Origin of the sequence: Buttiauxella sp. WJP83, assembly GCF_027594725.1 — a bacterium.
Classification (GTDB): domain Bacteria; phylum Pseudomonadota; class Gammaproteobacteria; order Enterobacterales; family Enterobacteriaceae; genus Buttiauxella; species Buttiauxella selenatireducens.
Genome location: NZ_CP110080.1, coordinates 1,818,460 through 1,830,737, shown reverse-complemented (window position 1 = coordinate 1,830,737; position 12,278 = coordinate 1,818,460). Strand labels below are relative to the sequence as shown.

General features: G+C 50.4%; 11 protein-coding genes. 4 read left to right on the top strand and 7 right to left on the bottom strand.

Annotated features, from left to right (window positions below; translation table 11 throughout):
* Positions 1-7 precede the first annotated feature (7 nt).
* From OH773_RS08495 to OH773_RS08485, 3 genes are all read right to left on the bottom strand, one after another.
* On the bottom strand, positions 8-847 hold the full coding sequence (locus tag OH773_RS08495; protein WP_064545771.1) for a carbohydrate ABC transporter permease: 840 nt from the start codon (positions 845-847) through the stop codon (positions 8-10).
* A 10-nt stretch (positions 848-857) separates the two neighbouring features.
* Complete coding sequence (locus tag OH773_RS08490; protein ID WP_270144807.1) at positions 858-1,736, bottom strand: carbohydrate ABC transporter permease; 879 nt, start codon at positions 1,734-1,736, stop codon at positions 858-860.
* A 171-nt stretch (positions 1,737-1,907) separates the two neighbouring features.
* Complete coding sequence (locus OH773_RS08485) at positions 1,908-3,200, bottom strand: ABC transporter substrate-binding protein (protein ID WP_270144805.1); 1,293 nt, start codon at positions 3,198-3,200, stop codon at positions 1,908-1,910.
* A gap of 552 nt (positions 3,201-3,752) precedes the next feature.
* Between OH773_RS08485 and OH773_RS08480 the strand changes: the two genes are divergently transcribed.
* The 3 genes from OH773_RS08480 (at position 3,753) to OH773_RS08470 (ending at position 8,497) form a co-directional block, all read left to right on the top strand.
* Positions 3,753-4,976 carry an alginate lyase family protein gene (locus OH773_RS08480; RefSeq protein WP_442865677.1) on the top strand — a complete coding sequence of 408 codons (1,224 nt, stop codon included), beginning with the start codon at positions 3,753-3,755 and terminating at the stop codon, positions 4,974-4,976.
* Positions 4,977-4,987: 11 nt separating this feature from the next.
* The gene (locus OH773_RS08475) at positions 4,988-7,006 is read left to right on the top strand and encodes a heparinase II/III domain-containing protein (RefSeq protein WP_270144801.1); all 2,019 of its coding nucleotides are present in this window, start codon (positions 4,988-4,990) and stop codon (positions 7,004-7,006) included.
* 147 nt (positions 7,007-7,153) lie between these two features.
* On the top strand, positions 7,154-8,497 hold the full coding sequence (locus OH773_RS08470; protein WP_270144799.1) for an anaerobic C4-dicarboxylate transporter: 1,344 nt from the start codon (positions 7,154-7,156) through the stop codon (positions 8,495-8,497).
* 42 nt (positions 8,498-8,539) lie between these two features.
* Here the strand turns inward: OH773_RS08470 and OH773_RS08465 are convergent, their stop codons facing one another.
* On the bottom strand, positions 8,540-8,791 hold the full coding sequence (locus OH773_RS08465; RefSeq protein WP_064559159.1) for a DUF2766 family protein: 252 nt from the start codon (positions 8,789-8,791) through the stop codon (positions 8,540-8,542).
* A gap of 98 nt (positions 8,792-8,889) precedes the next feature.
* Between OH773_RS08465 and OH773_RS08460 the strand changes: the two genes are divergently transcribed.
* Positions 8,890-9,462, top strand: a complete 573-nt coding sequence (locus OH773_RS08460) for a sugar O-acetyltransferase (protein WP_270144795.1) — start codon at positions 8,890-8,892, stop codon at positions 9,460-9,462.
* A 14-nt stretch (positions 9,463-9,476) separates the two neighbouring features.
* On the opposite strand, the gene OH773_RS08455 is transcribed toward OH773_RS08460, so the two are convergent.
* Genes OH773_RS08455 through OH773_RS08445 form a run of 3 tightly spaced genes read right to left on the bottom strand, consistent with a single transcriptional unit; the run spans position 9,477 to position 12,274 of the window.
* Positions 9,477-10,454, bottom strand: coding sequence for an ABC transporter ATP-binding protein (locus tag OH773_RS08455; protein ID WP_270144792.1), 978 nt, complete (start codon positions 10,452-10,454; stop codon positions 9,477-9,479).
* A complete protein-coding gene (locus OH773_RS08450) occupies positions 10,441-11,436 on the bottom strand; it encodes an ABC transporter ATP-binding protein (protein WP_270144790.1) in 996 nt (331 codons plus the stop codon). Before OH773_RS08450 ends, OH773_RS08455 begins: the two co-directional genes overlap by 14 nt.
* The gene (locus OH773_RS08445) at positions 11,429-12,274 is read right to left on the bottom strand and encodes an ABC transporter permease (protein WP_270144788.1); all 846 of its coding nucleotides are present in this window, start codon (positions 12,272-12,274) and stop codon (positions 11,429-11,431) included. Before OH773_RS08445 ends, OH773_RS08450 begins: the two co-directional genes overlap by 8 nt.
* Positions 12,275-12,278 lie beyond the last annotated feature (4 nt).

The window sequence follows — 12,278 nt, the reverse complement described above, 5'->3', positions numbered from 1 at the left end:
TCGCTCCTTATCCTTTGACCGCGCCGGACATAATCCCGCGATTGAAATGTTTTTGCAGACCGAGATAAACAATGATGCTCGGCAACATCGCCAGTAAGGTGATGGCAATAAAGATGTTTGGCGTAATACTTTCGTCGGTACGCAGGCGGCCAAGAATGACCGGGATGGTATTCAGACTGTCATGGTTCACCACAATCAGTGGCAGCAGGTACTGGTCCCAAATCATGATGAAGCCAAATGTCACGACGGTCCCCAGGGCCGGTTTGACCAGCGGTAAAATGACGTGGAAGAAAATCTGCCATTCATTCGCACCATCAATACGCGCAGCTTCTTCCAGCTCCTTTGGAATGGCGGCCATAAATTCGCTTAATACGAAAATGGAGAACGCCCAGCCTACCACCGGCATAATCATGCCCAGATAGGTGTTGTAGAGTGACGAGTCAATCAGCGGCAGTTGCCAGTTAATGATCATGTACAACGGAATGGCGATCACTTCCTCCGGCAGCATCATGGTCGAAAGAATAACCAGGCTGACCAACGACACACCGATGAATTTTTTGCGGGCCAGCGCGTAGGCTGCAAGGGCACTGACGGCAACCTGCAAAATGGTGCCAAAGAACACCACCACCATCGAGTTCAGCAAATATTGCCAAACGCCGATGTCCTGCCAGGCAAAAATGAAGTTCTCCATTGAAAACTCATTCGGCCACGCCAGCAGTTCGCCTGGTTTAACCGGGGCACCGCTGAATGCCGTGGCGACAATGCCCCAGAACGGTCCAACAAATACAATTAACAGCAAGCCATAAATCATCCAGCGGCCTACCGTATCCCAACGTTTACCTAACATGGGCGGCTCCTTAATAGCGGGCAATGCGCTTTTTCAACGTGAGGTGACACATTGTCAGCACCACGGTGAAAGTGAATAACAGGAACGACACCGCCGAAGCATAGCCGTAGTCAAATTGTTCAAAACCGAGTTTATAGATATGGGTCATGATCATTTCGGTCGCACCGGATGGCCCGCCGCCTGTCGTGGCATACACTTCGGCAAAGACGCGGAAACCACGAATGAACGAAAGCATCAACACCACAGAGATAGCCGGGATCATGCCAGGCAACGTGACGTAACGCAGGCGGTTCCACCAGTTCGCGCCATCCACATTTGAGGCGTCGTACAAATCACGGCTAATCCCCGCCAGACCGGCAATAAAGATAACCATGTTGTACGGCACCGCTTTCCAGATATGCAGCAACATGATCACCCAAAGTGACTGATCGGCACTGGCGAGAAACCCCTGGTCTGCCACACCGAACCAGCTCAGAATATGGTTCACTACGCCATTAGGCGTTGGGTTAAACAGGATGCGCCACATTTCGGCGACGATGGCCGCACTGGTCACAGCCGGTAAGAAAATCGCGGTACGAATGAAACGCAAGTGGCGGGCGGGTCCTTCAAGCAACATTGCCAGGAAGAATGCCAGAATGGCCCCAACCACCATGGTCACCACCACATAGAGAAAGGTGTTGAAAACGGCCGAATGCAGTTCAACATCTGCAAACGCGCGGGCAAAGTTGGCAAACCCAACCCATTCGTCTGGTTGATTGAAGTTCACTTTGTAGAAACTCATCACCAGGCCTTGCAGCATCGGGATGAATTTAAACCAGGTGAAAATGACTAGCGCCGGAGCAAGAAATATCCACGGCACCAGGTTTCGTTTCTGGCGGGAGGTTAACATCGTTGTTTTCGCTCTTGTATAAGTTGAGTTGATCCGTTGCACCCTCACCCTGGCCCTCTCCCCCAGGAGAGGGAATTGACCGGTTTTCTCCCTCGCCCTGAGGAAAGGGATATACCGGTTTTCTCCCTCTCCCTGGGGAAGGGTTGGGGTGAGGGGGAATCACAACCAGGATTACTTCGCCAGCACCTGCTGTTTAGCCAGCTCAGCGTTGACCTTCTCGTTGGTAGTTTTAAGTTCAGCGGCAATATCGCTGTTGCAGTCAGCCAGAATGCTATTGAAACCATCGGCGGTTATCTGGCGAATTGGCGTCCAGTTTGGAACTTGCGGCACGTAGCGGCCCTGTTCGGCGTAAAGTTTGCTGAAAGTTGCCCAGCGTTCATCGTTATAGACCGCTTGCGTATCAACCATTTTGTTTACCGGTAAGCGCACAACAGGCATATGTTTGCTGCCTTTGCCCATACCAATTTCTTGCCCTTCCTGGGAAATCATAAATTCAATGAATTTCCGAGCCGCCTCTTTGTTTTTGCTGCTTTTCATCATGAATGCCGTAGTCCCTTCAGCAAGCGTCGCGCTGCCTTTTGGTCCCGTTAGCGTCACCACTTCGAACTTGTCTTTACCTGGGTCTTTATCAAATAGCGCGATGTGATAAGGGCCGGTGAAGAACATTCCGGTTTGCCCGGAGCGGAAAGACGGAATGATGTCGGCGGTGGTGGCGTTAATGGCACCAGGCTGGACGACTTTTTCGCACAGCATGCCGCGCATAAATTTCAATGTTTCGCTAGCCGCCGGTTCGTCGAGTGATGCTTTAAACGTCCCTTTCGCCCCTTCGCGGATAAAATCACCGCCGGCCTGCCACAGGAATGCACTCATAAACCAGCTGGCGTAACCGCGTGTGGTGGCACCCGGCAATAAAAAGCCGTAAGTGTCGTTTTTGCCATTGCCATCAGGATCTTGAGTCGTAAAGGCTTTGGCTAATGTTTCGACGTCGCTCCAGGTTTTTGGTGCAGGCAAGCCTAATTTTTCGCGCCAGTCTTTACGCACGAACAGTGCAAAGGTTTGAGCTGACGTCGGAACACCATAGAATTTACCGTCGGTGTAACGGGTACTTTCCCACGCGGTTGGATAAAGGTTTTCACCTCCGGCAATGGTTTTCGGGTCAATTTCTTCCGCTATACCTAGCTGGATAAATTGCCCAATCGCAACGGCATCGTTAAAGATAAGATCGGGTAGTGCGTTACCTGCCGCAGCTCTTGCGAGGCGCTGTTCAAAGTCGGTTGTGGCATTAAAGTACTCGATTTTAATACCGGTCTTTTTCTCAAAGGTTTCAGCCTCTTGTTTATAAATATTCTTTGAGTCGTTACTGGCACGAATCCAGACATTCAGTGTTTCAGCCGCAAATGTTTGCGTCGCACTTAAACCAAGGGTTGAAATCAGTAATAGAGATTTTAATTTTGTAGGGGACATTTGTTTTCACTTCCTTATTTATCTAAGAGGTTCAATTAATAGCTTAATGGAGTGAAGCACGTTATTTCTGAAATGAAAAAAACCGTCCAGCAATTAAATAGAACACCTCATTTAAAAACAACCGCAAAAAATAGAAATGCCATTTCATAATCAAAAAGTATGCTGTAAATCACGTCAGTAAGTAATGAAGAAAAAATTCATTATTAAATTTACAATAAAATCAATTAATTAGGAAATTAAACAATAATCACACAAAATCAATAAAAGTTTAAAAACGCTATTTCCTGTGACGTGGAATACGTTTTTAGAGGGATTTTCACATTGGCGGCATTAATTTGACATGAATCACATAAATTTTAAATCCGTCTCTTACACTGCGCACTCGACATTCGAAACATTATTTCAAATCTCATATTTAACGAAAAATTAATAATATCAGTGAGCGTTTAAATATATCGCAACGACCCATGCGATGGATGCTTTTCGCTCCGGGATAATTTTTTCAACCTACTGATGGACGTAGAGAATATGCGCCAGAAAAAGACTCATTTATTGTCTTGCCTGTCATTGCTTTCGCTGGCGGTGGTGGGTGCTCTAACCGCCTCGCCGCTATACGCCGCCGATGCACATCCATTGCAAATTAAGCTCGAAGATTTGCACTATAGCCAACAGCAAGTGAACGCACAAAACCCACAGTTTGTTGGTGCGTATCACAAACTCATTGCTGGCGCGGATAAAGCACTGAATAAACCACTGTATTCGGTGATGGATAAAACGCTAACCGCCGCCAGTGGCGATAAACATGATTACTACAGCTTCCCCCCTTACTGGTGGCCTGACCCGACAAAAAAAGATGGGCTGCCATATCTGCGCAAAGATGGGGAAACCAACCCCGATGCCAACAGTAATGCCACAGACAAAAAACGCTTAGTCAGCATGAGCAATGATGTGTGGACACTGGCGCTCGCGTGGCAATTTACGCAAAAACCCGCCTACGCTGAAAAAGCACGCGATCAGTTATTGAACTGGTTTGTGAAGCCAGAAACGCGCATGAACCCCAATCTGCAATATGCGCAGGCAATACCTGGCATCAACGATGGGCGAGGAATCGGTCTGATTGACAGCCGAGCCCTGGTAGAAGTGATTGATGCGGTTGAGTTATTACGCCCGGCGAATGTCATAAGCGAGGAAGATTATCAGAAGATAAAACAGTGGTATGGCGATTTTTACCACTGGATGACCACCAGCCAAAACGGATTTGAAGAAGATAACTGGCACAACAATCACGGCACGTATTTTGATTTACAGGCGGCGTCATTTGCCCTGTTTAGCGGCGATACGGCAGCGGCAAAGAAACGACTGCAAATAACCCAACTGCGACGTATTCCTTCCCATTTTGATAAGGAAGGCCGCCAGATGGCGGAAATTGAGCGCACGCGCCCGTGGCATTACAGCAATTTCCATCTCGAGGCTTACAACAAACTGGGCCGTTTGGGGGAAGTGGCGGGGGTTGATGTGTGGAATTTCTCCCTGGATGACCATAGTTTGCGCAAGGGTTATCACTACATCGCACACTACATAAATGGCAATGAATCATGGCCCTGGAAGGATATTGATAAAATGGACGATAAAAAAGCGCTGATCAACATGGTCAGTGCCGCACGGGCCTGGCCTGACGACAAACAGTTTTCTGAAAAAGCCGCGTGGCTAATGGCGAAATATCCCGATGATATTTCACATCTGATTACCCCGTTAAAACCACATAGCCAGGGATGAAGGATCGAGCGATGAAGCAGTTCACCACGCAACAACTTATTCTTCTTCAGCAACGAGTTAGCGCCCAACCCGAAATTATTGAGCAGTTGATTGACGACAACAGTGTGGTTCTCAACAACCCTGTACTCGTGCCAGAAACTGCGCGAGCCACCTGGAACCTCTACTATTTTTGCCCTGAGCACGGCGTCAGGCTGGTGTGGGATCGCCACTCCCCTACCGTCCATTGTTGCCCAGTCGATGGACAGCGTTTTAGCGGCGAGCCCTATGATGGCGCGTGGTGGCGTGAGCTCAACGGCCTGAATGCCAAAGCGTGCCATCAGTTGGGTTTACTGTGGCAACTGACCGGTGAACAGGCCTATCTGGATAAAGTTCGTGAGCTGCTGTTGCGCTATGCCGAATTCTATCCGGATTACACCATTCATGGCGGTATTCCGTATAACGGACCGGGGAAAATGAACGCCCAGACGCTGTGCGAAGCTAACTGCATGCTGGATTTCGCCCTCGGCTATGATTGCATCGCGGAGGCGCTCACCGCCGAGCAGCGCAACACGATTAAGACACGTTTATTGCGCGAAGGTGCGCAGTTTTTGATGGCTCATCGCACTGCCCAGTTGCATAACCATGAAGTCAAAATCGGCAGCGCGGTGGGGATTTTAGGTCTGGTGATGGAGGACGAGGCGTTAATCGATTTCGCGGTCAATCAACCTTATGGGCTGCGCTATCAGCTCCAGCATGGCTTATTCGATGAAGGGCTGTGGTTTGAGGGTTCCATTCATTATCACTTCTACGCGCTACAGGGTTTTCTTGCCTTTGAAAAGCTGGCTATCGGGACGCGCTGGAGTTTGCTGGACAAGCCTTACTACAAAAAAATGCTCAGTTTCCCACTGACTCTTTTGATGCCTGACGGCACCTTCCCGCGTATCAACGATTGTATCTACGGCCAGGAAAAATTAGACCACCGTCATCTTTATCAATTTGCATGGCATTACTACCGTGATGAGCAGTATGCCGCCGCGCTTAACGCTATCAATGCGCAGCATCCAAGGCCGAATCTCGATGCTTTTCTTTACAACACGCCGCTGCCAGAGACGCTTCCCGAGCTTATTCCCGTCGGTCATCTTCATGCGCCAGATTGCGGTCTGACCTTATGGCGAAACGCTGAAAAACAACGCGCTTTATTGGTTAAACATACCCCCTTCGGCGGTGAGCATGACCATTATGACCGCCTGAATATTCTGCTGTTTAATGATGCGCAAGAGATCCTGCCTGATCTTGGCACCACCGGTTACGGGGCGCCAATGCATTATGCGTATTACAAAAACAGCGCCACTCATAACACCATTACGGTCAATCAAACGAATCAACCTCCCGCGTTACCTGTGGTGCATCAGTATCATGAAAGTGAGGCGTTCTGCTGGTTGGATACCGAAGTTGATTGGCGACAAACGCCGCCTGAGCTCGACAGCCACACCCGCGTTCAATGGGACAGTGAAGCGTGGCGTGACGTGCGTTTTCGCCGCCGTTTGCTATGGCTGGACAATGCATTAATTGATATCAGCAGTGTGCAAAATCCGCATTGCCAACAAGTTGACTGGACGCTCCATCTTCAGGGGAAAGCGCTGGATGTGGAGGGGGAACCGGGCCAGTTTAGTACTCACGGCCCGCTGACTATAATGCGTGACGCCCATTGTGCATTGTTAACCAACAGTCAGCCGCGCCACTTTGCCACCCGCCCTAACGGACAAGCATTATGGCTCTATGGCCAGGCCGAGTTGTGGCAGGGAAACTCGCCGGATAATCCTGCCATTCGGGAGCTAAGTTATCTGGTGTTACGCAGCCATGAACGTCAACCAGTGTTCGTTAGCGTTTGGGATTTTGATAATCAACAACCGATCACGGATATGCAGGTTACGCCGGATAACGCGGGCATGCGCCTGGCGCTAAAACGGGGTGAAGAGTTGTTAGTTGTTGATATAGAAAACGACCACACGGCCCTTCCTCGCCTTCATCATTCACATCTGCCGTTATGAGAAAACACTCCGCTGGCCAAAAGCGGAGTGTTAATAAATTATTTCTAAAATGTTGTTTTTATTGAATTTTAGCAAATAAGATCTGCGTCTCAATGGTTGTCCCCACATTCTGTAATGCTAAGGCATGTGTAATTTTAGGGGACGACCATGATAACTATTGAATTCATTGTTATTATTCTGTGCCTGTTAGTCGGCACACGCTTTGGCGGAATGGGATTAGGCCTGATCAGTGGCATTGGGCTGTTTATTCTCACCTTCATCTTTGGCCTTGAACCCGGAAAACCGCCCGTCGATGTGATGCTAACCATTCTTGCCGTGATTGGTTGCGCCGCCACATTGCAAACGGCTGGCGGCCTGAATGTCATGATGCAGTTTGCCGAGCGTCTGCTGCGCAAACACCCGCAACACATCACGCTACTTGCCCCCTTCACCACCTGGATGCTGACCTTCCTGTGCGGGACTGGCCATGTGGTGTACACCATGTTCCCGATCATCGCCGATATCGCACTGAAAAAAGGCATTCGTCCTGAGCGCCCAATGGCGGTGGCCTCGATTGCTTCACAGATGGCGATTACCGCGTCTCCCGTTTCGGTGGCGGTGGTTTCACTGATTTCGATTCTGGCGGCAAATCACGGCATTGGCCACGCGTGGGGCATCCTCGATATTCTCTGCGTCTCCGTGCCCGCCTCCTTATTTGGCGTGTTGATTGCGGCGCTGTGGAGTTTGCGTCGTGGTAAAGATTTGCAGGATGACGTGGAGTTTCAGGAAAAACTCAAAGATCCAAAACAGCGTGAATTTATCTATGGTGGCAGCGAAACCTTGATGAACCAGGTTTTCCCTAAGCAAGCCTACTGGTCAACGTGGATCTTCTTTGCCGGGATTCTGGTCGTGGTGTTATTAGGGGCGATTCCGGCGCTGCGCCCGGCTTTTGAGATCAAAGGTTCATTAAAACCGTTATCAATGAATCTGGTTATCCAGATGATGATGTTAATTGCCGGTGCCGTGATGCTGGTCGTGTGTAAAGTCAACGCTTCGGCTATTTCCAACGGTGCGGTGTTTAAAGCCGGAATGGTGGCGATTTTCTCGGTATTTGGTGTCGCGTGGATGAGCGATACCTTTTTCCAGGCCCATCTTGAAGAGCTAAAAATGGCGCTGGAAGGCGTAGTGAAAAGCCATCCATGGACCTATGCCATTGTGCTGTTTTTGGTTTCAAAATTGGTGAACAGCCAGGCTGCGGCGTTAACTGCCGTCGCTCCGATGGGCTTGATGTTGGGGGTTGAGCCGAAAATGCTGATTGCTTTCTTCCCGGCATCTTACGGTTACTTCGTTTTACCGACTTATCCAAGTGATTTGGCTTGCATCGGTTTTGACCGTTCCGGCACCACGAAGATAGGTAAATTTATCATCAACCACAGTTTCATTTTGCCAGGGTTGATCGGTGTGAGCTGTGCGTGTGCGGCAAGTTACATACTAGTAATGACATTCTTTTAACGGTGAATCGCCCTTTAAACAAAGGGCGATTCACTTGCTGAGTTAATGCGCTTCGCCCTGTGGCGTAAACTTCAACTCAATCAACGAAATCGCTTTTTGAATCGCGCGGCGGGTCACAGGATCTGCCGCTGCCGGATGGGTGGCGAAATCAATGGTCTTTAACTGATTCGCCATTTTTTCGCGTACTTCAACGGGTGCAATCACATCAATGACATCCAAAATTTGCTTTATCACCAACTGGCACGCCACCACGTCGGATACTAATTCCTGGTCGGCAGATAATTGTTCAGACATTTTTACTCTCCTGTTTCGCAATGGGCGTCATAGTACATATCTGTACGCTGAAACGATATCAGTAATAGAATGCTGTCAGGAAAAATAAGGGCACAACAATGACCGAACATGAGAAATTACTGGCGGGTCTGAACTACAACACTCGCGACCCTGAGCTACTCGGGATGTATCACAATGCACGCGCAATCACGAAAAAACTGGCGCAACTCGACTCCCACGACGCGGATAAGAAGCTAACGTTGCTTCGTGAAATGCTGGGCGGCTTTGGCGATGAGAGTTGGATTGAACTGCCGTTTTGGTGTGATTACGGCAAACACGTCACGATTGGCCGCAACTGTTTTATCAACACCAATGTCGTATTTCTGGACTGCAACACCATCACCATTGGCGATAACACCCTTGTAGGGCCCAATGTGCAGTTCTACACGCCGGTTCATCCGTTATCAGCAAAAGAGCGGTTGACGGGAAATCCTGATTATCCGTTCTTGACCTGTGCCAAACCGATTGTGGTCGGGAGCAATGTCTGGATTGGTGGCAACGTGGTTATTTTACCGGGTGTGACGATTGGTGATAACACGACTATCGCGGCGGGCAGTATTGTCAGCAAAGATATTCCGGCGGGCGTGTTAGCGATGGGGCAACCTTGCAAAGTGGTGCGGGAGCTTGAGTAAGCCCCCGCTGTTTCTTACGCTTCGTTAAAAAGCCAGCAAGCCACTCGATGCCCAGGCGCAATCTCCCGCATCATCGGCGATTGAGTCTGGCACCTGTCCATTGCTCGTGGGCAGCGATTGCAGAATTTACATCCTTGCCAGTCGCTGATAGCCCCAGGTAATTCCCCTCTGATGCCCCCCTGATCGAGCAATTGCACATGCGGGTCAGCTACCGGTATGGATGCCAGCAGCGCACGGGTGTAGGGATGAGCCGGTTCGGTATACAACGTTTCCGCCGGCGCTTCTTCTACAAGTGCGCCCAGATACATCACGCCAATCCGGTCAGAAATATGGCGAACCATCGAGAGGTCATGGGCGATAAACAGATATGTCAGCCCAAACGCCTGCTGTAAATCCTGCAAAATATTCACTACCTGCGCCTGCACGGAAACGTCCAGCGCCGACAGCGGTTCATCGCACAAAACAAACTCCGGATTGACCGACAAGGCGCGAGCAATGCTGATTCGCTGACGTTGACCACCGCTGAATTCATGGGGAAAACGGTTCAAATGCTCAGCTTTCAGCCCCACTTTCTCCAGCAATTCCAGCGTGCGCGCCGTGCGTTGCTCTTTGCCATATCCATGGATTTTCATCGGCTCGGCAATGAGTTGCGCGACCGTCATGCCAGGATTGAGTGACGAGTATGGGTCCTGGAAAATCGCCTGCATGCGACGGCGCAACGGCTTGAGCTGCTTGTCGCTCATGTTGGCAATGTTCTGGCCGGCAAACTCGATTTCACCGTCAGTAATATCAAACAGGCGAAGCACGCTGCGCCCTAATGTCGATTTACCGCACCCTGACTCGCCCACCAGCCCATAAGTCTCACCGGGATAGATATCAAAACTCACACCATCGACCGCTTTTACCGGTGGCGTTTTAGTAAACCAACTTTGCTGGCTCTGGTAATACTTGCGTAGTCCGTTGACCCGAACTAATGGCTTAACGTCCTGCATGGTTCACCTCCGCGTTCACCTCAGGGTCCCATAACCAGCACATGGCCTGATGTTCCTCTCCCGTTTCATACATTGGCGGCAGCGTACTGCAACGCGCCATGCGCTGCGGGCAACGCTCGGCGAATGGGCAGCCGGGAGGCGGATTCAGTAAGCCCGGAGGGGAACCTTCGATAGGCGATAAACGCGCCCCGGTTTCGCCCGGACGAGGCAGAGACGCCAGCAAGCCACGGGTGTAAGGGTGAGCGGGTCGATAAAAAATGTCTTCGACGCTGCCCTGCTCCATCACCAGCCCGCCGTACATCACGACCACGCGTGAACAGACCTGTGCCACGACACCCAGGTCATGGGTTATCAGCATAATGGCGGTATCGGTTTGCTGTTGCAGTTGTTTTAACAGACGTAAAATTTGCGCCTGGATGGTCACATCCAGCGCGGTGGTTGGCTCATCGGCAATCAGCAATTTTGGGTGGCAAGAAAGCGCTATCGCAATCATCACGCGCTGGCGCATGCCACCGCTGAATTCATGCGGATACTGGTTATAACGGATTTCCGCGTTACCAATACCCACCTGTTGCAGCATGGCAATCGCCTTTTCTTTCGCCGCTTTTTTGTTGAGATTCTGATTACGCATCAGAATCTCACTCATCTGCTTGCCAATGGTCAGCACCGGATTAAGCGCAGTCATCGGGTCCTGGAAGATCATGGCAATATCGTTGCCGCGAAGTTGACGCATCTGTTCCGGCGTTTTGCGCGCCAGATCTTCGCCCATGAAATGAACATGGCCGCCGACCACTTTGCCGTTGCTGCCCAGCAGTTTGAGCACCGACTTACAGGTAACACTTTTGCCACAGCCCGATTCGCCGACGATCCCCACCACTTCACCGCGTTTCACCGCAAAGCTCACACCACGCACTGCCTGTACTTCCCCTTCACGGGTGAAGAACGACGTTTGCAGGTTGTCGAGTTCCAGTAAGTTATTCATCTCGGTTAGCCCCCGGCTCAAAGGCGGTACGCAGCACATCGCCCAGAACGTTAAAACTCAGTACCGTCAGCAAAATCAAAATCCCAGGGAACATGGCAAGCCATGTGGCTTCCCCAATAAACGATTGTGCGTTGTTGAGCATACTTCCCCATGACGCATTCGGCTGTTGTACGCCAAGTCCGAGGAAACTGAGTGTCGATTCCATCAGGATGGCCGAGGCAATATTCAGCGTCGCGGCCACCATAATGGTCGGCAAGATATTCGGGATAATATGGCGTGCAATGATGTTAAACGGATGTTCACCACAGGCACGCGCGTACACCACATATTCACGTTCCTTGACCGACAAGGTTTCCGCCCGCACCAGGCGCGACATATTCATCCAGGTCAGCGCACTGATAATCACAATGATGTTGGCAATACCCGGCTTCAGATAGGCGTTGAGCACCAACAACAAGAAGAACGCCGGAATCGACATCAGGATATCGACCACGCGCATCATCAGGTTGTCGATTCGCCCGCCAAAATAGCCGCTCACCGTCCCCACCAAAGTGCCAATCAGCGTTGAAAATAACATCGACAGGAAACCGACCATCAAAGAGATCTGGCCGCCGTATAAGGCACGGGTGAAGTAGTCACGCCCATAGTCATCGGTGCCAAACCAGTGCTTCACATCCGGTGGCAGTAATCTTGCCGTCAACGACATCTGGTTAGGATCAAAAGGACTCAGCGCTGCCAGCAATGCGGCGATACTGAAAACGATCAGAACCAGTAATGAGAATTGAGCTGGACGATTACGTTTCAGGCCATGTTTAACTTGTTGCCAACGTCTACTCATCGTC